This window comes from Pacificimonas sp. ICDLI1SI03 (genome assembly GCF_054740865.1).
This window is the reverse complement of the sequence record NZ_JBSQAU010000001.1, coordinates 2,231,966-2,255,967: the sequence shown is the minus strand read 5'-3', so window position 1 is coordinate 2,255,967 and position 24,002 is coordinate 2,231,966. Positions and strand designations below refer to the sequence as shown.

Annotated in this window: 25 protein-coding genes and 7 pseudogenes; 23 read left to right on the top strand and 9 right to left on the bottom strand. The window is 59.7% G+C overall.

The genetic code is table 11. The features are described 5' to 3' along the window. The first annotated feature begins 44 nt into the window (after positions 1 to 44). From ACSMXM_RS11020 to ACSMXM_RS10990, 7 genes are all read left to right on the top strand, one after another. Complete coding sequence (locus tag ACSMXM_RS11020; RefSeq protein WP_460316078.1) at positions 45 to 761, top strand: CoA transferase subunit A; 717 nt, start codon at positions 45 to 47, stop codon at positions 759 to 761. Then, positions 761 to 1,402: a CoA transferase subunit B gene (locus ACSMXM_RS11015; RefSeq protein ID WP_460316077.1), complete on the top strand. Its 642-nt coding sequence runs from the start codon at positions 761 to 763 to the stop codon at positions 1,400 to 1,402. The genes ACSMXM_RS11020 and ACSMXM_RS11015 overlap by 1 nt, the downstream gene beginning before the upstream one ends. Beyond that, positions 1,399 to 2,043 carry a DUF2959 family protein gene (locus tag ACSMXM_RS11010; protein ID WP_460316076.1) on the top strand — a complete coding sequence of 215 codons (645 nt, stop codon included), beginning with the start codon at positions 1,399 to 1,401 and terminating at the stop codon, positions 2,041 to 2,043. Before ACSMXM_RS11015 ends, ACSMXM_RS11010 begins: the two co-directional genes overlap by 4 nt. 99 nt (positions 2,044 to 2,142) lie before the next feature. Beyond that, positions 2,143 to 3,243: a DNA polymerase III subunit beta gene (gene dnaN / locus ACSMXM_RS11005; RefSeq protein WP_460316075.1), complete on the top strand. Its 1,101-nt coding sequence runs from the start codon at positions 2,143 to 2,145 to the stop codon at positions 3,241 to 3,243. A gap of 132 nt (positions 3,244 to 3,375) precedes the next feature. Then, positions 3,376 to 4,440, top strand: coding sequence for a DNA replication/repair protein RecF (gene recF / locus ACSMXM_RS11000; protein ID WP_460316418.1), 1,065 nt, complete (start codon positions 3,376 to 3,378; stop codon positions 4,438 to 4,440). Positions 4,441 to 4,578: 138 nt separating this feature from the next. Beyond that, positions 4,579 to 7,005 carry a DNA topoisomerase (ATP-hydrolyzing) subunit B gene (gene gyrB, locus ACSMXM_RS10995; protein ID WP_460316074.1) on the top strand — a complete coding sequence of 809 codons (2,427 nt, stop codon included), beginning with the start codon at positions 4,579 to 4,581 and terminating at the stop codon, positions 7,003 to 7,005. Between the two features lie 244 nt (positions 7,006 to 7,249). Continuing rightward, positions 7,250 to 7,618: a MerR family transcriptional regulator gene (locus ACSMXM_RS10990; protein ID WP_460316073.1), complete on the top strand. Its 369-nt coding sequence runs from the start codon at positions 7,250 to 7,252 to the stop codon at positions 7,616 to 7,618. A gap of 216 nt (positions 7,619 to 7,834) precedes the next feature. On the opposite strand, the pseudogene ACSMXM_RS10985 reads toward ACSMXM_RS10990, so the two are convergent. After that, positions 7,835 to 8,604, bottom strand: a pseudogene (locus ACSMXM_RS10985) (IS630 family transposase); the annotation flags it as partial. Positions 8,605 to 8,726: 122 nt separating this feature from the next. On the opposite strand from ACSMXM_RS10985, the gene ACSMXM_RS10980 reads away from it, so the two are divergent. The 10 genes and pseudogenes from ACSMXM_RS10980 (at position 8,727) to ACSMXM_RS10935 (ending at position 13,266) form a co-directional block, all read left to right on the top strand. Beyond that, on the top strand, positions 8,727 to 8,870 hold the full coding sequence (locus ACSMXM_RS10980; RefSeq protein ID WP_460316072.1) for a hypothetical protein: 144 nt from the start codon (positions 8,727 to 8,729) through the stop codon (positions 8,868 to 8,870). Further along, positions 8,867 to 9,634, top strand: coding sequence for an SDR family NAD(P)-dependent oxidoreductase (locus ACSMXM_RS10975; RefSeq protein WP_460316071.1), 768 nt, complete (start codon positions 8,867 to 8,869; stop codon positions 9,632 to 9,634). Before ACSMXM_RS10980 ends, ACSMXM_RS10975 begins: the two co-directional genes overlap by 4 nt. A gap of 204 nt (positions 9,635 to 9,838) precedes the next feature. Next, entirely contained in the window at positions 9,839 to 10,039 is a 201-nt protein-coding gene (locus ACSMXM_RS10970; protein ID WP_460316070.1) for a hypothetical protein, read from the top strand. Positions 10,040 to 10,081: 42 nt separating this feature from the next. After that, a pseudogene (locus tag ACSMXM_RS10965) lies at positions 10,082 to 10,252 on the top strand (acyl-CoA dehydrogenase family protein); the annotation flags it as partial. A 15-nt stretch (positions 10,253 to 10,267) separates the two neighbouring features. After that, a pseudogene (locus ACSMXM_RS10960) lies at positions 10,268 to 10,459 on the top strand (hypothetical protein); the annotation flags it as partial. Continuing rightward, positions 10,425 to 10,740, top strand: a pseudogene (locus tag ACSMXM_RS10955) (thiolase C-terminal domain-containing protein). The pseudogenes ACSMXM_RS10960 and ACSMXM_RS10955, both read left to right, overlap by 35 nt. Further along, positions 10,740 to 11,432 carry a hotdog family protein gene (locus ACSMXM_RS10950; protein WP_460316069.1) on the top strand — a complete coding sequence of 231 codons (693 nt, stop codon included), beginning with the start codon at positions 10,740 to 10,742 and terminating at the stop codon, positions 11,430 to 11,432. Before ACSMXM_RS10955 ends, ACSMXM_RS10950 begins: the two are co-directional and overlap by 1 nt. Then, positions 11,327 to 11,581, top strand: coding sequence for a hypothetical protein (locus tag ACSMXM_RS10945; RefSeq protein ID WP_460316417.1), 255 nt, complete (start codon positions 11,327 to 11,329; stop codon positions 11,579 to 11,581). Before ACSMXM_RS10950 ends, ACSMXM_RS10945 begins: the two co-directional genes overlap by 106 nt. 316 nt (positions 11,582 to 11,897) lie before the next feature. Continuing rightward, the gene (locus tag ACSMXM_RS10940) at positions 11,898 to 12,785 is read left to right on the top strand and encodes a hypothetical protein (RefSeq protein ID WP_460316068.1); all 888 of its coding nucleotides are present in this window, start codon (positions 11,898 to 11,900) and stop codon (positions 12,783 to 12,785) included. Between the two features lie 46 nt (positions 12,786 to 12,831). Next, entirely contained in the window at positions 12,832 to 13,266 is a 435-nt protein-coding gene (locus ACSMXM_RS10935; RefSeq protein ID WP_460316067.1) for a hypothetical protein, read from the top strand. A gap of 99 nt (positions 13,267 to 13,365) precedes the next feature. On the opposite strand, the gene ACSMXM_RS10930 is transcribed toward ACSMXM_RS10935, so the two are convergent. Beyond that, complete coding sequence (locus tag ACSMXM_RS10930; protein WP_460316065.1) at positions 13,366 to 14,268, bottom strand: IS1595 family transposase; 903 nt, start codon at positions 14,266 to 14,268, stop codon at positions 13,366 to 13,368. Positions 14,269 to 14,453: 185 nt separating this feature from the next. Between ACSMXM_RS10930 and ACSMXM_RS10925 the strand changes: the two genes are divergently transcribed. Continuing rightward, a complete protein-coding gene (locus tag ACSMXM_RS10925; protein WP_460316064.1) occupies positions 14,454 to 14,609 on the top strand; it encodes a hypothetical protein in 156 nt (51 codons plus the stop codon). A gap of 342 nt (positions 14,610 to 14,951) precedes the next feature. Here the strand turns inward: ACSMXM_RS10925 and ACSMXM_RS10920 are convergent, their stop codons facing one another. Continuing rightward, positions 14,952 to 15,716, bottom strand: coding sequence for an SDR family NAD(P)-dependent oxidoreductase (locus tag ACSMXM_RS10920; protein WP_460316062.1), 765 nt, complete (start codon positions 15,714 to 15,716; stop codon positions 14,952 to 14,954). A gap of 72 nt (positions 15,717 to 15,788) precedes the next feature. Then, complete coding sequence (locus ACSMXM_RS10915; RefSeq protein ID WP_460316061.1) at positions 15,789 to 16,091, bottom strand: hypothetical protein; 303 nt, start codon at positions 16,089 to 16,091, stop codon at positions 15,789 to 15,791. Positions 16,092 to 16,184: 93 nt separating this feature from the next. Here ACSMXM_RS10915 and ACSMXM_RS10910 point away from each other — a divergent pair. Beyond that, positions 16,185 to 16,544: pseudogene (locus tag ACSMXM_RS10910) on the top strand (IS110 family transposase); the annotation flags it as partial. A 67-nt stretch (positions 16,545 to 16,611) separates the two neighbouring features. Here the strand turns inward: ACSMXM_RS10910 and ACSMXM_RS10905 are convergent. The 3 genes and pseudogenes from ACSMXM_RS10905 to ACSMXM_RS10895 all read right to left on the bottom strand — a co-directional run. Then, positions 16,612 to 17,765: pseudogene (locus ACSMXM_RS10905) on the bottom strand (IS3 family transposase). Between the two features lie 201 nt (positions 17,766 to 17,966). Beyond that, the gene (locus ACSMXM_RS10900) at positions 17,967 to 18,167 is read right to left on the bottom strand and encodes a CocE/NonD family hydrolase C-terminal non-catalytic domain-containing protein (protein ID WP_460316415.1); all 201 of its coding nucleotides are present in this window, start codon (positions 18,165 to 18,167) and stop codon (positions 17,967 to 17,969) included. Positions 18,168 to 19,310: 1,143 nt separating this feature from the next. Then, positions 19,311 to 19,818, bottom strand: a pseudogene (locus ACSMXM_RS10895) (IS5 family transposase); the annotation flags it as partial. A 255-nt stretch (positions 19,819 to 20,073) separates the two neighbouring features. On the opposite strand from ACSMXM_RS10895, the gene ACSMXM_RS10890 reads away from it, so the two are divergent. The 3 genes from ACSMXM_RS10890 to ACSMXM_RS10880 all read left to right on the top strand — a co-directional run bounded on the left by ACSMXM_RS10890 (position 20,074) and on the right by ACSMXM_RS10880 (position 21,738). After that, entirely contained in the window at positions 20,074 to 20,646 is a 573-nt protein-coding gene (locus ACSMXM_RS10890) for an SOS response-associated peptidase (RefSeq protein ID WP_460316059.1), read from the top strand. A gap of 337 nt (positions 20,647 to 20,983) precedes the next feature. Continuing rightward, positions 20,984 to 21,433: a hypothetical protein gene (locus tag ACSMXM_RS10885; RefSeq protein ID WP_460316057.1), complete on the top strand. Its 450-nt coding sequence runs from the start codon at positions 20,984 to 20,986 to the stop codon at positions 21,431 to 21,433. Positions 21,434 to 21,513: 80 nt separating this feature from the next. Continuing rightward, positions 21,514 to 21,738: a hypothetical protein gene (locus ACSMXM_RS10880; RefSeq protein ID WP_460316055.1), complete on the top strand. Its 225-nt coding sequence runs from the start codon at positions 21,514 to 21,516 to the stop codon at positions 21,736 to 21,738. A 165-nt stretch (positions 21,739 to 21,903) separates the two neighbouring features. On the opposite strand, the gene ACSMXM_RS10875 is transcribed toward ACSMXM_RS10880, so the two are convergent. Then, on the bottom strand, positions 21,904 to 22,563 hold the full coding sequence (locus tag ACSMXM_RS10875) for a hypothetical protein (RefSeq protein ID WP_460316053.1): 660 nt from the start codon (positions 22,561 to 22,563) through the stop codon (positions 21,904 to 21,906). 87 nt (positions 22,564 to 22,650) lie between these two features. Further along, a complete protein-coding gene (xth, locus tag ACSMXM_RS10870) occupies positions 22,651 to 23,430 on the bottom strand; it encodes an exodeoxyribonuclease III (protein WP_460316051.1) in 780 nt (259 codons plus the stop codon). 110 nt (positions 23,431 to 23,540) lie between these two features. Between xth and ACSMXM_RS10865 the strand changes: the two genes are divergently transcribed. Further along, complete coding sequence (locus tag ACSMXM_RS10865; RefSeq protein ID WP_460316050.1) at positions 23,541 to 23,948, top strand: antitoxin Xre-like helix-turn-helix domain-containing protein; 408 nt, start codon at positions 23,541 to 23,543, stop codon at positions 23,946 to 23,948. Positions 23,949 to 24,002 lie beyond the last annotated feature (54 nt).

Below are 24,002 nucleotides of genomic sequence, written 5' to 3'. Positions count from 1 at the left end.
GCACCCCCGTTATGAGCGAGGCAAACAGAATGGAGAGACGAGTTTTGGCAAACAAACTCTACGACGATGCGGAAAGCGCGCTGGCGGGCCTCGCAAAGGACGGCATCACCGTCATGGCCGGCGGTTTCGGTCTGTGCGGCATTCCGGAAAAGCTGATCGAGGCGCTGCGCGATTCCGGCGCGAAGGACCTGACCTGCATATCGAACAATGCGGGCGTCGACGATTTCGGCCTGGGCCTGCTGCTGCAGACGCGCCAGATCCGGAAGATGATTTCCTCCTATGTCGGAGAGAATAAGGAATTCGAACGCCAGTATCTGGGCGGCGAGCTGGAGCTGGAATTCAATCCGCAGGGCACGCTGGCCGAACGCTGCCGCGCGGGCGGCGCCGGCATTCCGGGCTTCTATACCAAGACCGGCGTCGGCACGCTGGTCGCCGAGGGCAAGGAGCACAAGGAATTCGACGGCGAAACCTATATCATGGAAACCGGCCTGACGGCCGACATCGCCCTGGTAAAGGCGTGGAAGGCGGACCCCGCCGGTAACCTGATCTATCGCAAGACGGCGCGCAATTTTAACCCCGTCATGGCGACGGCCGGCAAGGTGACCATTGCCGAGGTCGAGGAGCTGGTGGGTCCGGGCGAGCTGGACCCCGACTGCATCCAGACGCCGGGTATCTTCGTTCAGCGGCTGATCGTCGGCAAAAATTACGAGAAGCGTATCGAACAGCGCACGGTAAGCGCAGCAGCAGGAGCGGAAGTCTGATGTCCTGGACAAGAGACCAAATGGCGGAACGCGCCGCAAAGGAATTGCAGGACGGATTCTACGTCAATCTGGGCATCGGCATGCCGACGCTGGTCGCCAATTATATCGGTGAAGACATCGACGTGACGCTGCAATCGGAAAACGGCATGCTGGGCATGGGACCGTTCCCGACCGAGGACAATGTCGATGCCGACCTGATCAATGCCGGCAAGCAGACGATTACCGAACTGAAGCGCACCAGCTATTTTTCCAGTGCCGACAGCTTCGCCATGATCCGCGGCGGCCATATCGACCTGTCGATCCTGGGCGCGATGGAAGTCGCCGAAAACGGCGACATCGCCAATTGGATGATCCCCGGCAAGATGGTGAAGGGCATGGGCGGCGCCATGGACCTGGTCGCCGGCGTCAAGAAGATCATCGTTCTGATGGACCACACGAACAAGGCGGGGGAGAGCAAGTTCCTGAAGGAGTGCTCTCTGCCGCTGACCGGTACGAACGTCGTCGACATGGTGGTGACGGATCTGGGCGTGTTTCAGCGCCCCGACCATGACAGCCCGTTCCGCCTGATCGAGCTGGCGCCGGGCGTCGACGTCGAAGAGGTGAAGGCGAAAACCGAGGCCAGGTTCGAGGTTGCCCTGTGACACGCCTGCTGGCGGCCGCGCTCCTGATCGGTCTCGCCGCGTGCGAGACGACGCCCTATTATGCGGCGCTGGAGCAGGTCGGCATCGAAAAGCGCGACCTGCTGGTCGACCGCGTCGAAGATGCACGCGGCAGCCAGAAGGGCGCGCAGGAGGCATTCCGCGCGGCGCTGTCCAGCTATCGCTCGACATCCGCGGCGCAGCCGTCCCGGCTGGAGGTCGCCTATGACGATTTTTCCGGCGCCTACGACAATGCCAAGGACAAGTCCGACGCCGTCCACAGCGATATCCAGTCGATGCGCCGCGTCGCGACCGACATGTTCGCGGAATGGGAAAGCGAACTGAACAAATATCAGGACGCGAATCTGCGCGCGGAATCGCAGGCGCACCTGACCGCGACGCGCCAGCGCTATGCCGCGCTGGATGCGCGGCTGGTGCAGTCGGAAGAGAAAATGCAGCCAGTGCTGCTGGCCTTTCGCGACCGTGTTCTGTTCCTGAAGCATAATCTGAACGCACAGGCGATTCAGCAGATGCGCGGCGAACAGGCGCGGATCGAAGGCGACGTTTCCGCCCTGATCGCGGATCTGGACCAGTCGATCGCCGAAGCCAATCAGTTCATCGCCACAATGAATGCCGGCGCTTAGGCGCATCCCGCGCGGGGCGGGGCAAACTGCGCGTTTGCCCGCCGCGCCAAATTCGCTAAACCCCCGTTACGCGTAACGAGGGGCAGGACAGGACCATCTATGAAAGCTACAGTCGAACGGGCGACCTTGCTGAAATGCCTTGGCCACGTTCAGTCCGTCGTTGAGCGCCGGAACACCATCCCCATCCTGTCCAATGTCCTTATCGAGGCGGAGGATGGCGGCCTGAAGCTGACCGCGACCGACCTGGACCTGCAGGTGGTGGATTCCATCTCCGCACAGACGGAGACGGGCGGCGCCACGACCGTGTCCGCGCACACGCTGTTCGACATCACCCGCAAGCTGCCCGACGGCAGCCAGGTGTCGCTGGACGTGTCCGAAGGCACGATGAAGATCAAGGCGGGGCGCTATTCATCGAAACTGTCGACCCTGCCGCGCGACGATTTCCCGATGATCGCCGAAAGCGAGCTGCCGACGACATTCAGCCTGCCCGGCGAAACGCTGGCGCAGATCATCGACAAGACCCGCTTCGCCATCTCGACCGAAGAGACGCGCTATTATCTGAACGGCATTTTCCTGCACGTCACCGACGGCAAGATGTTCGCCGTCGCAACGGACGGCCACCGTCTGGCGCGCGTAACGCTCGATGCGCCTGCGGGCACGGACGGCATGCCGGACGTGATCGTGCCGCGCAAATGCGTCGCCGAACTAAGAAAACTGCTGGATGAGACCGAGGGCGACGTCGAAATCGGGCTGAGCGCGTCGAAAATCCGCTTCCGCACCGGCACCGCCGTCCTGACATCGAAGCTGATCGACGGCACGTTCCCCGATTACAGCCGCGTCATTCCCACCGGCAATGACAAGCTGCTGCGCGTCGACCCGAAAACGCTGGCAGAGGGCGTCGACCGCGTTTCCGCCATCGCGACCGACAAGACGAAAGCGGTCAAACTTTCGCTGGAAAAGGACAAAATCATCCTGGCGGTGACGAGCCCCGAAACCGGGACGGCGACCGAGGAAGTTCCCGCAGATTATTCCAGCGAAGGCTTCGACGTTGGATTCAACGCGAAATATCTGCTCGACATTCTGGGCGAGGTCGAGGGCGACCAGATCGACGTTCACCTGGCCGATGCCGCCGCACCCACCCTGATCCGGGAAAGCGATGAATCGAACGCGCTCTACGTACTGATGCCCATGCGGGTGTGACAGAAGGGGCGAGCGCCACCCGCGTCGCCCCGCTGCCCCGCAGCCCCGCGATCTTTTCGCCGCTTCTAAAAATCAGTTCCTCCCGTCATTAAGGATGGCGTGACCGCCGCCGCCCGCGCCCTTTCCCGCCTGATGCTGACGGATTTTCGTTCGCATACCCGCGCGGAACTGCACCTGAAGCGCGGCCTGATCGCGATCAGCGGCCCGAATGGCGCAGGCAAAACCAATTTGCTGGAAGCGATCAGCCTGCTGTCGCCGGGTCGGGGGCTGCGGCGCGCAACCCTGCCTGAAATGGCGCGTGCAGACGGCGGCGGCGGATTCGCCATTGCCGCGCGCCTCGATACGGGCGGCGGCGCGCCCGTGGAGATCGGAACGGGGATCGAGCCGGGTTCTGCGCGGCGCATGGTACGCATTAACGGCGCGAACCGGCCCGCAAACGACCTGACCGAATGGACATCCGTCCTGTGGCTGACGCCCGCGATGGACCGCCTGTTCGCGGGCGGCGCGGGCGACCGGCGCCGGTTCCTGGACCGGCTGACACTGGCGCTGCACCCCGGCCACGCCCAGGCGGCAGCGCGATACGAGGCCGCCATGCGGGAGCGCAATCGCCTGATCGGCGAGGGCCGCAGCTCCGACGCCTGGCTGACAGCGGTCGAGCGGCAAATGGCCGAGTTCGGCGTCATGGTGTCGAACGCCCGCAGCAATGCGGTGGCGACGCTGGGCGCGGCCCTCGCGACGCAGGAGGGGCCGTTCCCGAGTGCGGGGATCGCGCTGGACGGCGAAAGTTGGAGCAGTTCGGCAGACCTTGTTGCGGCGCTCGCCGCCTCGCGCCGCAATGACGTTCGCGCCGGGCGCACCCTGATCGGGCCGCACCGTGACGATCTGGACGTCGTCCATCTGGAAAAGGGGCAGGCGGCGGCGCGCGCCTCCACAGGCGAGCAGAAGGCGCTGCTGCTGGGCATCATCATCGCCCATGCGGGGCTGGTGGCGGCACAGACGGGACGGCGTCCGATCCTGCTGCTGGACGAGGTGGCGGCGCATCTGGACGAGGATCGACGCGCGGCCCTGTTCGGCCTGCTGGACGCGCTGGGACCGCAGGTCTGGATGACCGGCACCGACTCGGCGCTTTTCCGTGCAATTCCGGGGGACGCGACCTATATAGAGCTGGTGGACGGGGTGCCGGTGGTCCGGTCGTAAAATCTCGCCCGCGCAGTCCCCGAGGTTCGGGCCCAGACCTGAACCGGTTTCCCGGCGGTCATGCCGTTGGACGGGTGCACAGATGGCCGCCGGCACCTGCCGGGGGACGATCCTTGTTTTGTGGGTGAAGGACGAAAATTGGCGGAAAATAACGAGACGGTTCAGCCTGATGCCGTCGACAGTGCGGCTGTCGCGAGCAATGCCGGCAATGGCGATTACGGCGCCGATTCCATCAAGGTTCTGAAGGGGCTGGACGCTGTTCGCAAGCGGCCCGGCATGTATATTGGCGACACCGAGGACGGATCCGGCCTGCACCACATGGTGTTCGAGGTGTCGGACAATGCCATCGACGAAAGCCTGGCCGGGCATTGCGACCTGGTCACCATGACGCTGAACGCCGACAGCAGCGTTACCGTCACCGATAATGGCCGTGGTATCCCGACAGACATTCACACCGAAGAAGGCGTCAGCGCGGCGGAGGTCATCATGACCCAGCTGCATGCTGGCGGCAAGTTCGACCAGAACAGCTATAAGGTTTCGGGCGGACTGCACGGCGTCGGCGTTTCCGTCGTCAACGCGCTGTCCGACTGGCTGGAACTGCGTATTTTCCGTGACGGCAAAGAACATTGGATGCGGTTCGAAAACGGCAACACCGTCGAGCCGCTGAAGGTCGTCGGCGATGCGGAAGGGCAGAAGGGCACGCATGTGACCTTCATGGCGGCGGAATCGACGTTCAAACTGATCGAATATGATTTCGAAAAGCTGGTGCACCGCTATCGCGAACTGGCATTCCTGAATTCCGGCGTGCGCCTGCTGCTGGCCGACGAACGCCATGCCGAGCGGGAAGAAGTGCAGCTTTACTACGAAGGCGGCGTCGCCGAGTTCGTCAAATATCTGGATCGCAACAAGACGCCAATCATCCCCGAACCCGTTCTGATCATGGGCGAACGCGACGATGTCGGCATCGAAGTCGCGCTGGAATGGAACGATTCCTATCACGAGCAGGTGCAACCGTTCACCAATAACATCCCGCAGCGCGACGGCGGCACCCATTTGGCGGCATTCCGCAGCGCGCTGACACGCACGCTGGGCGCCTATGCGGAGCAGTCCGGCGCACTGAAGAAGGAAAAGGTTTCCCCCACGGGTGAGGACATGCGCGAGGGGCTGACCGCCATCGTGTCCGTCAAGGTACCGGATCCGAAATTCTCATCGCAAACCAAGGACAAGCTGGTTTCGTCGGAGGTGCGCTCCGCCGTCGAAGGGCTGATCAGCGAGAAGCTGAGCGAGTGGCTGGAGGAAAACCCCGCGCCCGCAAAGGCCATTGTCGACAAGTTCGTCGGCGCCGCCGTCGCCCGTGAGGCGGCCCGAAAGGCACGCGAGGCCAGCCGCAAGACGGTGCTGGGCGTATCGTCCCTGCCCGGCAAGCTGAACGACTGTCAGGAAAAAGACCCCGCCAAATCCGAACTGTTCCTGGTCGAGGGCGATTCCGCCGGCGGGTCGGCAAAGCAGGGCCGCGATTCCAAATATCAGGCGATCCTGCCACTGCGCGGCAAGATCCTGAACGTCGAACGCGCACGTTTCGACCGCATGCTGGGCTCCCGCGAGATCGGCACGATTATCCAGGCACTGGGCACCGGGATCGGCCGGGAAGATTTCAATCTGGAAAAGCTGCGCTATCACAAGATCATCATCATGACCGACGCCGACGTCGACGGTGCGCATATTCGCACCCTGCTGCTGACGTTCTTTTACCGGCAGATGCCCGAGCTGGTGACGGAGGGCTATCTATATATTGCGCAGCCGCCCCTGTATAAGGTCGCGAAGGGCAAGTCGGAGGTCTATCTGAAGGACCAGGCCGCACTGGACGACTATCTGATCAATGCGGGCCTGAACGGCGTGACGGTGGAAACCATCGACGGCGCACGCGCGGGTGAGGATCTGCGCCAGCTGGTGAACCAGGCGCGGCGCATGAAGGTGTTCCTGGGCTATGTACCCGGACGCTACGACCCCCGCATGGTCGAGGCGGCTGCGATTTCCGGCGTTCTGGCCAAGCAGGCCAACGAGGCCGGCGCGAACGCCCTGGCAACCCTGCTGAACGCGGAAAGCGACGATGGCGAATGGGCCGTCGAGGTACAGAATTCGGGCTATACGATTACACGCGTCCTGCGCGGCGTGACCGATGCCTATATTCTGGACGACAAATTGCTGATGTCGGCAGAGGCGCGCAAGCTGGCGCAGTTGTTCGAGGGCGAAACCGTCTATGCCGCACCGCTGCGCATCGACGAGGCGCGCAGCGTTCGACGCCCATCCGAACTGCTGGATGCGGTCTTTACCGCCGGACGGAAGGGCCTGAGCATCCAGCGTTATAAGGGCCTGGGCGAGATGAACGCCGAACAGCTGTGGGAAACGACGCTGGATCCCTCCAACCGCTCGCTGCTGCGCGTTGCCGTGGAACAGGCGGACGTTGCCGACGACATCTTCACCCGCCTGATGGGCGACGTCGTCGAACCGCGCCGCGAATTCATCCAGCAGAACGCGCTGTCCGTCGCCAATCTGGACGTTTGAGCCCGGCCTCTGCAATGAAGCGATTGTCTGTTTTCTAAAACGATTGTTTGTTTTTGAAACGTGATTGGTTGTACCATTATGTGTTGCCCGGCTCGAGCGGGCTCATGGGCCCAACTTCGTAACCTTCACCTGGTCGACTCTGGAGGCGTCTCGCGCAAGCAAATGAAAAGGCACTTCGATGCCAATTCCTTTGCCCCGGGAGCTGATGTCGATCGCTATCTATGTAGGAGCTATAGATCGATTCATGAGGATTGGCGACCTTTCAAAGGCCACTGGCGTCAGTATCGCGACAATCCGGCTGTATGAGCGGGAAGGCTTAATCGATCCTGCTTCGCGGACAGATGGAAGATTTCGGGAATTTACCCCAGAGCAGGAACAACGGCTTTATTTCATAAAGCGGATCCGGAATCTCGGCTTCTCATTGGATGACGTAAAGACTCTTTTGGCTCTCTCGAACCTAGGCGAAAAATCGACCCGGGACTTCGTCGAACGCATTCTGAGCGGCATCGCCAATAGGAAGCATGATCTTGACCGCCTCTCAGAGAGTTTGCGAGACGCAAGCGAGGGAATGATCGCGCCAGCCGATATTGTTAGCGCGTTCCGGGGGCAATAAGCCTAGAGCCACTTGTCTTGATGCGTTCTAGTAAAATCAGGGCCACGGCGGGCAAAAATTGAGTGGGCGCTTCCGTCGACATAGCCGTCATTCTCTGCTTCGGAGTAGCTCGTTAAAAGCTGCCCTCCATTCAGGCACTCGCCGCCGACGGCTCGCCCCCCAGGCCTTATGAGCCCTGTGCGCGGTGGGAGCGATACCAAGTCTCACTGATCGTGACCCATGCGCCCATTTGCGCAGTCCGATGGACATGATGCGCCACGGCTGATCGACGAGGCGGTTCCATGCGAAGCAGCATTGGTCGAGGATGTCGGCGTAGGATTTGAAGATGCGGTTCGACAGCCAGTGGTCGCGCATGAACTGCCAGACATTTTCGACCGGGTTGAGTTCGGGGCATTTTGACGGCAGCGGCAACAAGGTGATGTTGGTCGGTATTATGAGGGCGCGAGGGCCGTGCCATCCCGCCTGATCGAGGAGCAGTACGGCATGAGCGCCCGGCGCCACCGCAGCCGAGATCTCTTCCAGATGCAGCGTCATGCCTTCGGTGTTGCATCGCGGCAGCACGAGCGCCGCCCCCTTTCCCTCGGCCGGGCAGATCGCGCCGTAGATATATGCCGATGTCGTGCGCTGGTCCTTGGGTGCCGATGGCCGTGTCCCGCACCGTGCCCAGCGGCGAGTGATCCCGTTCTTTTGCCCAACGCGCGCCTCGTCCTGCCACCAGAGCTCTATCGGGGTGCCGCGCGGGAGCGCCTTTCGGATCGCTGCCACCTCGCCGGGGAAGTTTTTTTAAAAGCCGGAATGGCGTCCACGTCCTGGGCATGATGACGCGGCCTGGCCGACAGCTTGCGATATCCCATGGCGCGAAGCCCCCGGCTCAGCGTCTGCTTGCTGATCCTGATGGCGAACTCGTCCCACACCCATCGCGCCAGATCGGTCAGTCGCCAGCGCACCACGCCATGCGAACCGGCTGGCAATGGCGCTTCGATCCGCAGATCTGGGCATCGGCAGAGCGTGACCCGACGCACCTTCCCGATCCGGGCACGGCCGATTGCCGCGTTGCGGTCTTCGTGGGCGAACGCTCCGTCCCGTCACGGCGGAGGTGCTGGCCCATATGCAGGCGCTGTATCCCGACGGCGTTCCGTTTGCCGCCATTCCCGAGGCGGGCTACCATGTCATGATCGACCAGCCGCTTGCCTTGGTGGCTTGCCTGCGGGCCTTCATAACCCAGTGGATTGTCAAAGGAGACGCAAGGTGAAGCTTGAACGAAAGAAACTCTTAGTGACCGGATCGGCAACCGGAATGGGGGCGGCCAGCGTGCTGGCCTTTGCCCGTGAAGGGGCAAGCGTGGTCGGTTTCTATCGCGGCCGGGGGGTAGAAGCCATTACCGAACGGCTTGGCGATTTGGCGCAGAACGTGTCGTTCATCCGATGCGACGTTTCCGACAAGGATGCGGTGTTCGATGCAACCGCGCGCGCGGTCAACATGATGGGTGGACTGGACGGGGTGGTCCATGCTGCCGCCATTGCTCCGACCACCGCGCCGCAGGACATTTCGTTCGAACAGCTTGAACAGGTCCTGCGGATCAATGTCGGCGGGACCATGCTAGTCAACCAGGCCGCGTTTGCCCATCTCAGGGAGAGGGGGGGGCGGATCGTTAATTTCGCCTCTTCGACAGGGTCGACCGGTTCGGCAATCAAGGCGGATTATGCCGCATCGAAAGGTGCCGTGCTGGCGTGGACCCGATCGGTCGCGACTGCATGGGGGCGGTACGGGATCACGGTCAACTGCATCTGCCCGGTCATTTCTACCGAGATGTACCAGGCAACCCGAGAGGACATGACGCCCGAGGATCTGGCTCGGCTCGATGCATCGCTGGCCAGCACCATTCCATTGGGCGGCGAGTTTGGCGATCCCGAACGCGATTTCGCGCCAGTAGTGGTCTTCCTTGCCGGGGACGGCAGCCGGTTCATCACAGGCCAGACCATCTCGGTCGATGGCGGCCTGCTGATGGTGCGCTGACCCTGACGGTCCGCCGTTCCTGCCATAAACGGCAATTGCGGACAGCGGGCTGTCGTCGGGCCCTCGTCCTTGTGCCAGCACCAACCAGTCGGCGGCGACAAGGGGCCGGTTGGGTGCATCCCCGTTTCGATCCTCCAGTGTGACGCCCTCGTTTAATACAGCCACGATATAGGTCTCCTCGGCAATCTCGGTCAGGGGACTGGCATGCAGCCGCCGCAGCAGGTCGCCGCGGTAGAGCCAGTCGGCCGACCGTGCTATACTGCATCGGCACAGGCGCTGCGTAGCAAATGCGCGTTCCTAGCCAGGAAACTGCTGGCCGGGTTCGCCCGCAAGACCTTGCATGGCGAAAGGCTGACCAAGGACGATCACCAGCGCTGGCAGCAAATCCTCCAGGCCAAAGGATGATTGGCACCAAGCTGGCCAACGCAATCGTGAGGCCCCGGCTGGGGCCCGCTTGAACGGCTTCTCTGGGACGAGGAACCGGCATTGGCCGGTGTGCCGCGTGCCAATATCCCGTCGATCGACGTGCTGGGTCCCGTAATCGCGGAATCCGGCACGAATGAGCAGAAGGAGCGGTTGCTGCCGCGCATCCTTTCGGGCGAGGACTGGTGGCGCTAAGTATTCTCGGAACCGCACGTCGAGTCCGATCTCGCATCGCTCCGGATGAGCGCGGTGGGCGAAGACGATCATTACATCGTCAACGGCACCAAGCTGTGGACCAGCTGGGCGTATATAGCCAACTGCATATTCTGCGTCGTGCGGACTTCGACCGACGGGCCAAGCAGGGGGCATCGCATTCACGATCAACACGATTCTGTTTCTTGAGGACCTGAGATTTTGCCCCAAGGGCGAGGGCGCGCAATTTATCGAGGGCGGGGCCATCGCCCCGGGTGGATGGCTTGCGGTCAACACACCGTTGGCGGCGGGCTGCCTATGTTCATTTCGGCATGTACGGCCTGTTCACTATGGTCGAGGCCGTCACGCAATTGCGCCGGCAGCGCGGGCGAGCGGGAGGTCGCCGGCGCCAGGCTGGCACTGGCGCACGGAATGGAGGCATGTTGTTCCAGCCATGCGCGACGATTTTTGGAACGGAAGAGGTGCTGTAATGCCGCTCGACCCAAACTATATCCGCAACCGCGATTTTGCCGTGATCGAGACCGCCGTCACGGACTATGACGTGATACTGTGTGCCCTATCCATTTGGCTGGGCACCGACCCTGTCAATGCGCGCGACCTGCGCTATGTGTATGAACAGGATTTGCACGTATTTCCCACGACGCCGCTGGTCATCGGTAATTTGGGCAACTGGATAGTCGAGCTGGGAACAAGCATCACCCGGTCGATGGTCGTGCATGAGGCACAGCGCCTTGAAACCCTGCGGCAATTGCCCATCGGCGGGACAGCCGTAACGCGAAACCGGGTGACCGATGTCTGGGACAAGGGCGCCAAGGGCGCAATCATCGAAATCGAGCGCACCACCAACGACAAGGTCAGCGGCGATATCGTGGCGATCGGTTATTCCAGCGTCTTCTGCCGGGCCGATGGCGCATTTGGCGGGGCGTCGGGCCCGGCGCATAAATTTTTGGAGGTGCCGGATCGCGCGCCTGATCATGCCATCGAGATTCCGACCCGCCCCACATCGCCTTACTCTACAGGCTCAACCAGTATCGCAACCCCCTGCACGCCGATCCTATCTATGCCGCACGGGCAAAATTCCGGAGGCCGATCCTTCACGGGCTGGCCACCTGTGGCGTTGCTGCGGTCGCGATCGACCGGGCTTCTCCGGGCACGACACTGAAAACGATCGATGCGCGTTTTTCCAACCTTTCTTTCCGGACGAAACGATCGGCGTCGAACTGTGCTGTGGGACGGGGGCGGTATGGTGCAGTTCCGCGCCCGCGTCGCCGACCGCGCGGTTCTCGACAGGGCCGGGCCGAGCTGGGATGACCCGCGGGATCGCCGGTTGTTGGACGAGGTCGAAATTGAGCCATTCACATAATCGCCGAGGGAGATCGTAAACGTCTGCCATTACCCGAGCTCTTATACTAGTAATCGGTGTTGCGTATGGAATTGCCGTCCTGCGTCCCATAAAGCTGGAACTGAAATTAAGAGCAGACTGATCGCCATCGTCAAAGCCGATGCCATGCATTCCGCCTTCGAAGTGCTACGAAACTCAAAGGTGGGAGTGTATCCCCTTCGCATAGGTAGTTGACTCTGGAAGAGGTGCGGGCCAGAAATTCTCCCAACAACAGGGAGCGGTTTTATGGATAGCAGAATCACATCACGTTTTTTTCGAGTTGAGAAGATGAGTGCGGCCGCACCTGAATTTGAACACGCGTTGTCAGCGGCATTGGCATTGGGAGCGCAGCCGAAGCAGCGCCAAAGAGAACTTACTGATGGCGCGCTTGTAAGGCTGGAACGCAACAAGGAATCTGGCGCATTCGTGGCCGGCGAAGTCGTTCGCGTCCAGACGGAAAACATTCCCCCTGAGGCGAGTGATGCCGGACTGACGCCCCTACGTGTCGGGGGGCTGGGCCACGCAATTGCATATCGTTACCACCCGGGCCTGAAGGTGCTGTGCATACAATTTGACAATCGCGGTGTGTCTGTCGGCAAATTCGTTCGATACCTTAAGCTCGTTGACGACAGTTTTGGTTACACCTTTGAACCTCTTGTCACTCAAGACGCTTGGAATCGCTATAAAGATGGATCGCCACGCAAACTCGCAATTGCCTTGGCGTCGCCCGCGAACTTGGAACGCGTCGAAGGAGATGTGGGAGCTCTTACTGATGCTGGCAGGCGTCTAGGCGAAATTGCCGATGCTCCCATTATTCGCATTGAAGTGAGCATGGGAACCAGTCGGGGTGGCTTCTTGGATAGTGGTTTCGTGGGCGACGTGATCAAGTATTTTACAAAAGGCGCCGGAAAGACTCAGGACGTGCGTCAGCTAAAAGCAACCGTCAAGGCAGAAGGTGTGGATGGTTCAGACGCTATAGATTTCTTGGATGAAAAGCTGTCTTGTCGCGATACTCGAGAGTTCCCCCGCGATGATGCTGACAAACATTATGCCGTCCGTGAGGCATTCCTTAGAGCTTGTTTCAACGAGAAAATTGACTATATTACGAGAGTATACGGAGCGATGGACACGTAAGGCGATGAAAGCATGGTGGGAACGGTGCTATCCTTACTTAGGAGGGATGGCGGCATCCGGGATGCTCGCAGTTTATGCCAGTCCATCCGCCAGTGCGCTTGAAACACTCCATCTTAGCGTGCCTGAATTGTTCAGCGCGGTTTTTGATACATCCACCCTCCTGACCGGTCTGCTTTTCTCCGTTTATGTCCTTGCGGTTGCGCCAGGTGGCGGTTTTATAGAGCGAATCTTCACGACCCGAACTTTCGATATGTTCAGGCGCTATGTTATTGAGGCAATGATTTTGGGAGCGCTTGCCTCTGCGGTTTCCATGCCGCTTAGGGCGCTTGAGCAGATCACCGTCCCATTCAGCGTGAATTTTCTGCTTGTCGTGTGTATTTGGGGCTTTTTTAGTGTGGCAGCAGGCTTGTCATTTCTACGCGTTGCTCACGTTTTCTTTGTGTTTGCCCAAGCTGGAAACGGGCATAGGCGGGCGGCATGACCACCCTTCGTAAAGCCCGCGAACAGGGCACGTTAGACGAGTTTATCAAAGAGCATCGCTGCGACGCCGATGGGGACCAGAACGCCCTAGAGGATGCTATCAAGCAGATGGTTCAGGGAAGTGACCCAGCAGCTCCGAAATCATCGCCTCGGAACGACTGCGACAATTGATTCGATATTCAAATTCCTTGGTATATTTCCCAAGGTGCTTTGCGCTCACGCTGATATGCGTTTCGGTGACGGAGCATTTCAGGTGCCGCCAGAAGTTCTCGATTGAGTTGACCGATACCGTGTCGCCAAGGCGATAATCGAAATACGCATATTCCTCTGCGCCGTGGTTCACGGTGGAGTGACGGCACCCCGCAACAGAAAGGCTCGTATAGCTGCGAAGTTCGTCGGTGTGGGCGTTGCCGCCAATCTTCAAGTTCTCAAGCACGAACGGCTCTAGGGTCGCACGACGCTGGTTTGGCACAACCGCCGTAATCAGGTCGCCGCCGCACTGGAGTGCGCCCACAACGACTGTCTTGGCCGCACTACCACGATTGTGAGTACCTTTCTTGACGCCGCCCATAAGCGTTTCGTCAATTTCAACGCTCGTGCCGGGGCCACCGATTGGGCTTTCGCCATCGACGTTCGCCATGTGCTTGCGGATTTCATGGGCCATACGCCATGCTGTCTTGTACGTGACGCCTAGCTGGCGCTGCAATTCCTTGGCGCTGACACTGTGGCGCGTCGTCGTGAACAGATACATCGCATAGAACCAGCTTTGCAGCGGGGTGCGGGTGCGCGCGAAAGGGGTGTCAGCCGTAGGGTGCAGATGATGACCGCACCACTGGCAGGAATAGGCCCGCTCGGCTTCTATCCGATACCAGTTAGAAGCCCGCTCACACTTAGGGCAAACGTGGCCCTGTCCAAACCGAACATCGAAAAGACGCTGGAGGCACGTTTCGTCGTCAGGAAACTGCCTGAAGAATTGTTGGATCGTGAGGGGCTTCGTTTTCATACCCCATTTTATAGCAGATTATCTTACGTATGGCAAGGGGATACATCCCCAAAGGTGAGCATCGTATCCTCGGTAACCGAATAATAGATGGACAGCTTCTTCCAGCTATTACCGGTCATCGTCAGGTCGTCTGATCAAAGCTGTACGCCTTGTTCACGACATCCTGACCGCGCGAATAGGAATTGATGTTTGACACCTTCCAGCGATTGGGCGCAGCCTACAGCCATGCTTACATGAAACCGGATGGAAAGGCCGCGGCCGAAACCTATGCGCACGATGGAATGCTCACCGCGTTTCACAAACCATCGCTGAATGGCCGCGATCCGATCGCGGCTGTATAGCAGATGACGTTGGAACACTGGACCTTTCTTGCGCAAACCTGCACCGCCGGGTCATATTATTCGATGGCGACAGCGCGAGCGCGACGTGGACCGTTATGAAGTTTTTCGCGGCACAAGGCGATGGCGGACCGTCGTGCTTCATCGGCAGCTATGACGATAGCTTGGTGCGCACCGACAACGGCTCGCGTTTTGCCCTCCGCCGCTTCCTGCCGTTCTATCGTGGCAGGATGAACGGGGCATGGCAGCGGGTAAGACATACGATGCGCCCGCCTTTAAAAATCCGCTGGGCGGCTGGCCGCCCTTGTCCATGGAATGACAGGCCCCCCGCGTGGCAATCGATCTTTACCTCATCATCAGTACGCCGCCGTCTACAGGCAGGACCTGTCCGGTCACGAATTGCGCCGCATCAGACGCCAGAAAGGCGACCACGGGTACAAGATCGGTATCGATCTGCCCCAGTTTTCCGCCCAATGGAATGGCGGCAGACATCTGGCGGTCGTGTTCTGCCAGCTGTTCCTGTGTCATGTCGGATCGGGTCTTGTCGTACATCGGGGTCCAGATCGCGGGGGCAACGGCATTGACCCGTATCGAATGGGCGCCCCATTCGCGCGCCACGCTGCGCGTCCAGGCAATCACCGCACCCTTGGCCGCTGCATAGGCGGATTTACCGGGGTAGCCCTCGACCCCAGCAGCGGACGCGAAATTAACGATGTTTCCGCCGGCATCCTTCAGATGTGCAAAGGCTGCGCGATTGACGAGAAAGGTGCCGGTCGCGTTGACCGCCATCACGCGGTTCCACAGTTCCAGGCTAGTATCCTGCCCCGTCCCCCGGGGGGCGGCGCCTGCTGCATGGACAACAGCATCGATCCCGCCAAGCGCATCCGCCGCCCGTGCAAACGCGTCGTCAACCGAATTTTCATCGGTCACATCGGTTTGCACGAACATGCGCACACCTGAACTCTTCGCGATCCCGCTTCCTGTCTGGCTATCAATATCCATCGCGGCGACATTCGCGCCCAGACCGGAGAAAGCCTTGGCAATCCCTGCGCCCATGCCACTCGCCGATCCTGTTACGACGATACGCTTGCACGAAAGATCATTGTCCATTTCAGTCTCCTTTCGATCACTCTAGCACTGGACAGCTGTCTACCGGAACCCCTGCGTGATTGTTCACGCGGTTTAGCGGACTTGCGTTGTCTGATGCGCGAGCCGGCCCCAGCCTGTGGGAGGAAAAACAAACGGGATCAGCGGCAAGCTCTGCAATGTCGGTCGTTGTTCGGCGAAGGCTTCGTTGATAATGCGTCCGGTCGTTGCGTGCACCCGCGGGCTGGCGACATCGGCGAGCCAGCGTGCCAGCTGCACGTTTAGATCCTCGATGTCGCGGAATGCGGTTCCAAGAAAGAAGTCTGCGCGGATATAGCGGAACGATCGTTCAACCTTGCCTTTTGTCTTGGGTCGATACGACCGGCAGGCCTCGGGCAAAAAGACATAATGGCTCGCCAGGTCGCCAAGTGCGCGGTTGTAGACGACGCGGCCTTCCTCATCCTCGCCAATGACCGGGTTCATCCGGTCATAAAGCAGCAAGCGGCTCTCATGCTTGTCGGGATGCGCACCAGGCTCATCCGAAAACGCACACAGCTTGCCAATGCCATCCGGGGCTTCGCTGCGGAATTTGGGATCACCGCAGCAACCGGAATGTGCCTGATCGATCCTCTGCTCGAGCGTATAGCGGCTGATGAGGCGGTTCCTGATCTTGCGCGTGAACTCTTTGCGCTTCACGGGCGGGAATATACTCAGCTCCTGCGAGAGATCGAGCAGGTTGAAGCTAAAATCATGGAATGGCACCGCAATGACGAATGCAGCCAGCGGTTGGCACAAATTCCCGGCGTCGGGCCAATCGGCGCATCCCTGCTGATGATGAATGAGGTGGTCCCGCCTTTTTGAACATGTTGGCGGCGAAGTTAAGCTCATCCCGGATGTAATTATGCCGCCAGGCTGGTCATCAGATGATGGGGGCATGCCCCCCATCATCTGATTGGCCGATCCTCCCATATGCCTCGGCCGGGGTTCGCCCGCCAAGCGCCGAGTGCGGCCGGTAATGGTTGTAATAAGCGACCCAGCGATCAAGGCCGGCGCGCAGCTCGGACCCGGGTTCGAAGGCGTGGAGAGAAACGCATTCGTATTTGAGAGATCGCCACAGCCGCTCGATGAACACATTGTCCATCCATCTGCCGCGGCCGTCCATGCTGATGCGCACATCGGCATCGCGCAGTACGCTGGTGAAGGCTTGCGAAGTGAACTGGCTGCCTTGGTCCGTATTGAAGATCTCGGGCTTGTCGAAGCAGGCCAGGGCATCTTCCAACGCAGCAACACAGAAGCCAGCCTCCATCGTGTTTGACAGTCGCCACGCCAGCACCTTGCGGGTGGCCCGGTCCATAATCGCTGCCAAGTAGAGGAACCCCCTGCGCATAGGGATGCACGTCACGTCGGCGCACCACACGTGGTTGGGTCGCTCGATCGCAAGTTTGCGCAGAAGGTAAGGATAGATCCGATGCTGCGGGTGCGGATCCCTCGTGCGCGGCCGCTGGTAGATCGGCGTCAGGCCCATCTTCGCCATCAGCCGCCGTGTTCGCCGTCGCCCAACATCACGGCCATTGCGACGCAGGTGCCGCGCCATCTAGCGGCTGCCATACCACGGGCACTCCATGAACGTCTCGTCGATCACCGTCATCAGGGCCAGCGTCTCATCGGTCGCCGGCACCGGCGCGTAGTAATAGGACGACCGACTGATCAGCAACAGCCGACATTACGCGGTGATCGACAGGCGCTGGTTAGCAGATTCGATCATCAATCGCCTTCGGTCCACGCTCATCGACCGAAGGCTTTGGCTAAACAATCCCGCTCCACGACCAATTGCCCGATCTTGGCGTGCCGTTTCTCGATTTCTGCCTCGCTGGCAGCCTTCGAGCTCTGATCGCCACCCTCGAACAGACCAGCAGCCATGCCGTTCATCGCCTGACGCTTCCACGCCCCTATCATCGTATGGTGAATGCCATGCTTCGCGCCTAGCTCCGCCAGCGTCAGGTCATCCCGGATCGCCTCCATGGCCACCTTCGCCTTGAACTGCGCGCTGTAGCGCTTTCTCGTCGTCTTCATTCCCGTCCGTTCCTTCAGGTCGAGATGAGCTTAACACCCTGTCCGAATTTCCGAGACCACCTCACCGACCGCTTCAGTTGGCACAGCTCTGAACGTCGCTTCGCGCTAACACAAGACGTATGCCGAATTCCGAAATTGAATCGCTGCAGAACGGGTCCTCGCGAATCAACTCCCCTCCGATCGCCCTCTAGCCAATCACGGCTAAGGCTGCTGCGCCTGCACCTCGGTTTCGCTATAGACCGGCAGAACCAGCGCTGAGGGGCGGTTCGTATCGTGGAAAATGCTTTGGCTAGCCGTGCGCCACTCCACATCGGTTGCGATGGGATTGCCCGTGTTCTGGTTGGGATTGAACATGTGGTAGGCGCTGCTGGAGATCTCGATGCGGATGCGGTGACCGGGCAGAAGCGGTGTCCGATATGACCGAGATCGATACGAAAGAGTTCCGGCTCTCCGGGAATCAGCAGGCTCGGCTCTGCCCCCCGTCCTTCACGATAACGCGCGCGGATGATGCCAACTGGCTTTGGCCCCTGTCGTTCGCCCCAAAAGTTGTCCCCGGAGACGATAAGGAATGGCGCAAATAAGCGGTTTGACGATTGATGAGCGCCCCATAAACGGGCCCGATTTGCCCCATAAGTTAAGATTTGCGGTAGGATCGGCCTCATAAGTTTGGCTTTTTGCGTTGTGGGTCTGGGCGCAAGGCCTCGGAAGCTCTGCACCGTGCAAATGAGGCGAACAATCCCGCGCGGGAGCAATAGGAACGGCCTCGCATTCCGATCAGCGGCGCGATTTCCCTGCTTCTTTGAGTGCGGCAATAGAGACTACCTGCATTCTGTGCACCTGTTAGAATCTTTACGCTTAGGCAATTGGCAAACCAGATGATGGTTCGCGGAAAATTTTATGGTGTGTATGAGAAATAAGGGCTCTGTGAACCGACTGGCTGAAGAACTGCCGAGAACAATGTTCTGCATTTGTTCTTTTTGCTTTTCAAACTTGATGCAGCGTGGCAGGATTTGCAGGAAAGGGGACGACTCGTGCATCACAGAGTTGGCCATCTGCCCCATTTGGCCTCGCGGGGAAATATTCGAAGGGTCGAGTGCCTAAGGAAGAGGCAAACGTCCATTGAGGAGAGCACCCAGTGCGTTAATGCCAGGGGATAAGGCTTGTCTGCTGGTCGAAATAATGCGTGGTTCCGCTCTCGATGCGTCAACTGAGCCACCTAACTACGGTGGTGAAGGGGACGCGCAGTATTCCGAATTCCGCAGCATTTCTGTTTTGGCCGCAACTAAATATCGTCAGTAGAACGGGAGGTGCAAAATGGCTCGCTTCGATGTTTATCTCATCGGATCCGGAACACCAATCCGAGCAGAACTACGTGCAAGCGACCTCGATTGTCTCGCTCAGGAAATGATGACGACCCGCTTCTTGAAAGGAAGAGCAGTGAACCCTGACGAGGACGGGACCTGCAATGAAATGCTGATTCCGATATGCAGAATTCAGTTTGCTCTGTCGGTTTCGGGATAGAAGGCATGATGCCCACCAGCTTTACTTGTTGGCGAGCACGAGGGTGCGCGGGTCTAGCCAGTCAAGCAGGGGCACTGCGGCGGGAGCATCGTGCGCTTGCCCTGCGCTCATACTTAGCCGGACCGAAAGTCGCTGGTCGATGACCGCAGGGAACCTTAGTCGTAGGGCCGCCCCGGGAGCGATTGGGGCCGGGATCTCGACCCCTTTTTTGCGGTCGCAACCCGCTGGTGCGCCCGGACAGAAGTGCTGTCGGTCATCTGGATATCGCCGTCGTAGGCCGCTGTGATCGCGTTCGGCAGACGGTCCCACACGCCGCCCTCTGCAGCGCACGAACCGCTTGTAGCAGGTTGTCCTGGACCGTAGCGTTCGGCTAGGTCGCGCCACGTCGCACCGAACCGAGCACCCAGAAAATGCCGTTCGGCACCCGCCGATCACCCCTCGGGACGTCTCGCGGCTTGTTCGGCAGTAGCGGCGCGATCACGCGCCATTCAAAATTGGTCAGATCGTGGCGGCTCGCCTCGTCGGCGGGCATTTATTGCTGGATGCGGTCGAAGAAACGGATGAACTCCTGTTGGCGGTGTCGTGAGCTGGCCGTGCCTTCCTGCCGCGCTCCAACGGCAATAGCGCGGCGCCCACCGCCCATTGTTCGTCCGCCAGATCACCACGCGCCAAACCCGCCTACAAAAGGCAACCTTGAATCAGAACTCATCCCGTTTGAGAATCCACTATGTCAACAGGGCCTAAGGCGCTTATGGACGTGGAATACGGACGGCGCCACTAAGGTTGGATGTGTAACCTCTACCGCATGCGGTCAAACGCGAGTGAAATCGCTACCTTGTTCGGGGCGAAGAATGCCGCGGGCAACATTCCCGAACTGCCGGAGATCTACCCGGATCAGGACGCTCCCATCGTTCGCAGCACCGGTGATGGCCCTGTCATCGAAACGTTCACCTGGGGCTTTCCGCCACCTGGCGCCGTGAAGCGGCCCATCACGAACGTGCGGAATCTCTCCAGCAGCTTCTGGCTGTCTGCCTTGAAACGCCCTGACCGCCGATGCCTCGTCCCCGTCACCTCATTCTGCGAATGGACCGGAGAAAAGGGATCGAAGCGCAAGGTCTGGTTCGAACTTAGCGACGCGCCGCTGTTCGCCTTCGCGGGCATCTGGCGACCAGTGGAAGGTGAGAGGTCGCGCTATGCCTTCCTGACCACGGATCCGAACGAGATCGTCGGTGCGATGCATCCCAAGGCCATGCCGGTGCTGCTTACCGCTGAGACTGCTTCGGTTTGGCTTCAGGCTGATTGGAGCGAAGCTCAGAAGCTTGTCGCTCCTTTTCCTGACGCTCGGATGAGGATCGTATAAAACGCTCGAGTGTCTCGTCGAGGGTATCTCGCATTAATTGTCGCAAAACTATCTCCAGGCTGACCGCTTGGATGAGCGGTCCTCACTAGAACGATCGCCAATGGGAAACGTTTCCGCGTTAAAATAATTTGCGCCGCCCTAAAGCGAGACGTCGAATTCCAGCACAAGCCCCTTAAAATACAAACGTTCTCTATTCTGAAAAACCAAACGGGAAATTAAGTGCTTACCTATGAAAAGTGCTTGGCAATTCGGGGGAAAGATGCCCATAGCGTTATCTTCCTGATGGTAGGGGAATCAGTATCAGAGTTCTAATTTGTCGCCGGGATGGCGGCTGCGAATGACCGAAGGGCAGGGGGCATCTGCAAACTCGGCAGGATCGGAAACGAACAAAAATTTTGCGCGCGAGATTGAGGAGATTGCGCAGAAGCTCGGAGCTTTGCTGGCTACGTCAACGCCTGCGCGTTCCGATATCGATAGCTATCTCAATCAGGAACTGGCGAGAAGAAAAGCGCGGCGCAAACTCGGCGGGCCTTTTCGTCCGAAAGGCATCGCCTGGGACGTGCTTATCTATCTCCTGAAATCAGGCCGTGAGGGACGACCGGTTAGCGTGTGCGACGCTGTCTTAATGGCGGAGGCTCCCCGTACAACTGCCTTGCGGGCGGTACAAGAACTGGAAGCCGCGGGGTTCATCAAGAGATTCGCGGATCCCCACGACATGAGGCGATTTTATCTGCACTTGCGTCCACAGGCGTCATCAGCAGTAATGGCAGCACTCGCCACGGATTGACCGCGTGTTCCGTTTTCGTTCTCATATGCAATATGAACCTGCACGCTCTGATTCGTCGCGCCCGTGCGGAAGGCGGGGCGGTGAACATCAAGATCATCCCGCAGTCGATGGGAGGCTTCCGAATAGCCGTGGGGCTTGAGCAATACGGTAGACCGATCACGATCTTTGCAATGAACTATGCCGCCGGCAGCAATCTTGAGCTGGCGATCGATCAGCAGTGCGGGGCGTGCTGTTCACATTGGGCCAACCTTGAGCGCCAGCGAGGGCCGAAACACGGCCCAGGGGGAATGCCCTTAGAAGATTAGGGACACCGCCGTGATTGCGAGCACCGCGGCGGTCGCCCATAGCCAACCGTCGCCGCCGGCTGGTTCACATTCGCACTCGCTCATGTCGCGGTTGCATTTGGGGCAGGGTAGGTCGGCAATCATAAAATATGAGGGGCCGGATAACACCGGCCCCTCCCTCATTCTTTATTCGCTCACGATGGATGCGGCACCGATGGCGACTTCCTCTTCCAGCGCTGCCTCAACAGCGAGCGGAGCGGAAGGGGCAACAGCCAAAGGGGCAGGAGATGCCGCGGCGAATGCCAGCGGCACGTCCTCGTCCACAAAGCCCATCACAGGCGCTCCCAAAGGAATCTCTGCGCTTGTACCGGTGACAAAGAAACCTGCGACGGGAATGAGGGCAACGGCGCCCACGACGCCTGCCGTACCGGTCGTCCCCTTGTCGTCCATCTGGCCGCTGAGCCGAATCTGACGGCCGTTTACCTGCACATACAGGATCCGCGCATTGATGCGGCCAGACTTGCCCCACATGCCCTTGTTGCGGACCTCGGTAATCTCGGCCATTGCCGGACTCCCGGCCGGAATAACCGTCTGGCCGCCCAGAACGACGGCTTCGGCGGTCTCGAGACGAAACCGCTGGCCGACCTTCAGCTTCTTCCCCTTCGTCGTAATACCTTCGGCAACCTTCAGTGGCACCTGCGTTCCCACGCGCAGAACGGCTGGGTCAGCAGGCGCAAGAGCCATAGCGGCTGGAACAGGCGCCGCGACAGGCGGCAGCTGTACTTCCTCTGCGTTAGCAGCGCATGCGAAAGCCGTCGCGCAGAGCGCGAGTCCAATAAGTTTCATTGTATTCCCCCTTTTTGCGATGATTCGCATCGACTTTCATAGCAAGTCGTTTCGGGAGTGTCCGTAGGAGAAACATCCGCCTCCACCCTAGGTCACCGTCGTTATGTCGATCCAGGTGGGAGCGTGATCGCTGGCTTTTTCCCAGCCTCTCACATGTCGGTCGACCTGCGCATCGACCAGCCGGTCGGCGAGCGACGGGCTAAGCAGCAGATGATCGATGCGCAGCCCGGCGTCGCGGGCGAATGCGTCCCGAAAATAGTGCCAGAACGTATAGATCGTCTCTTCCGGATGCCTTGCCCTAAGTGCATCCGACCATCCCTGCTCGAGAAGCCTAAAATACACGGCGCGCACCTCTGGAGCAAAGAGTGCATCGTCGAGCCAGCGTTCCGGCTTGTAAACGTCGCGTTCTGTGGGAATGACGTTGAAGTCACCTGCCAAGACAACGGGCGCTCCGGTGGCCAGAAAGTCAGCTGCATGATCAATTAACCGCTCGAACCAGGCGAGCTTGTAATCGAACTTCGGACCCGGACGAGGATTCCCGTTGGGAAGATAGAGGCTGGCGACGATGACCCCGTTAATCGCTGCCTCTATGTAGCGGCTCTGCTTTGGATCTGGATCATTCGGGAGGCCGCGCCGTGTTGCGAAGATCTCACCGACCCGGCTGAGCAGAGCGACCCCGTTCCAGCTCTTCTGCCCATGCCATATCGCTTCATAACCGGCATCTCGAATGGCTGCTTCAGGAAACCGCTCCTGCGGCGCCTTCAACTCCTGGAGAGCAACAATGTCTGGCTTCTCTTCCTCAAGCCAGCGGAGGAGCGCTGCAAGGCGGCCATTGACGCCGTTCACATTGAATGTTGCGATCTTCATTGCCGAGAAGTCCTCGTGTTCACGCGCAATAAGAGAGAACCCGCAGATCCTGTTACGCTCTTGATTATCTCATATGATGCTAATAACTACGTCATAAGAGGTGCGCCGCAATGAACATTCTGGATCTGGAGAGACCGGGGATAGACCCTATTGCTGATAGGGAACAGGTTTCCATCATTGTAAAGGCAGTGGTGCGCGCAACTCGGCAATGGCATTTGTCGGGCCAGGAAGCGGCAGCCCTGTTCGATGTACCCCAGGCGACCTGGGACCGCATGAAGCAGGACACGTTCAAGGGTCGCCTCGACCGCGACAAGGTCACGAGGGCCAGCCTCATCATCGGTATCTTCAAAGGGTTGCGTCTCCTTTTCAACGGACCTCTCACGACCAGTTGGCCAACGCTCGCCAACAAGGGCGCACCGTACAGTGGTCGGCGGCCGGTAGACATGATGATTGCTGGCGGCATTCCTGCGATGATAGCAGTGCGCCAGCATCTCGACGCCTTGCGTGGAGGGGTGTGACCTGGCGTGCAGCTTGTAGAAAGACCTGTCCCGCGCGATCTTCCGCTAATTGAA

Coding starts and splice junctions, on each gene's coding strand:
- ACSMXM_RS11015 (WP_460316077.1), top strand. CDS start 761: ATGTCCTGGACAAGAGACCAAATGGCGGAACGCGCCGCAAAGGAATTG.
- ACSMXM_RS10885 (WP_460316057.1), top strand. CDS start 20,984: ATGACCGAAGGGCAGGGGGCATCTGCAAACTCGGCAGGATCGGAAACG.
- dnaN (WP_460316075.1), top strand. CDS start 2,143: ATGAAAGCTACAGTCGAACGGGCGACCTTGCTGAAATGCCTTGGCCAC.
- recF (WP_460316418.1), top strand. CDS start 3,376: ATGCTGACGGATTTTCGTTCGCATACCCGCGCGGAACTGCACCTGAAG.
- ACSMXM_RS10970 (WP_460316070.1), top strand. CDS start 9,839: ATGCAGCCGCCGCAGCAGGTCGCCGCGGTAGAGCCAGTCGGCCGACCG.
- ACSMXM_RS10935 (WP_460316067.1), top strand. CDS start 12,832: ATGGCGGCATCCGGGATGCTCGCAGTTTATGCCAGTCCATCCGCCAGT.
- ACSMXM_RS10925 (WP_460316064.1), top strand. CDS start 14,454: ATGTTTGACACCTTCCAGCGATTGGGCGCAGCCTACAGCCATGCTTAC.
- ACSMXM_RS10950 (WP_460316069.1), top strand. CDS start 10,740: ATGCCGCTCGACCCAAACTATATCCGCAACCGCGATTTTGCCGTGATC.
- ACSMXM_RS10940 (WP_460316068.1), top strand. CDS start 11,898: ATGGATAGCAGAATCACATCACGTTTTTTTCGAGTTGAGAAGATGAGT.
- ACSMXM_RS10890 (WP_460316059.1), top strand. CDS start 20,074: ATGTGTAACCTCTACCGCATGCGGTCAAACGCGAGTGAAATCGCTACC.
- ACSMXM_RS10865 (WP_460316050.1), top strand. CDS start 23,541: ATGAACATTCTGGATCTGGAGAGACCGGGGATAGACCCTATTGCTGAT.
- ACSMXM_RS10990 (WP_460316073.1), top strand. CDS start 7,250: ATGAGGATTGGCGACCTTTCAAAGGCCACTGGCGTCAGTATCGCGACA.
- ACSMXM_RS10930 (WP_460316065.1), bottom strand. CDS start 14,268: ATGAAAACGAAGCCCCTCACGATCCAACAATTCTTCAGGCAGTTTCCT.
- ACSMXM_RS10980 (WP_460316072.1), top strand. CDS start 8,727: ATGCAGGCGCTGTATCCCGACGGCGTTCCGTTTGCCGCCATTCCCGAG.
- ACSMXM_RS10875 (WP_460316053.1), bottom strand. CDS start 22,563: ATGAAACTTATTGGACTCGCGCTCTGCGCGACGGCTTTCGCATGCGCT.
- ACSMXM_RS10920 (WP_460316062.1), bottom strand. CDS start 15,716: ATGGACAATGATCTTTCGTGCAAGCGTATCGTCGTAACAGGATCGGCG.
- xth (WP_460316051.1), bottom strand. CDS start 23,430: ATGAAGATCGCAACATTCAATGTGAACGGCGTCAATGGCCGCCTTGCA.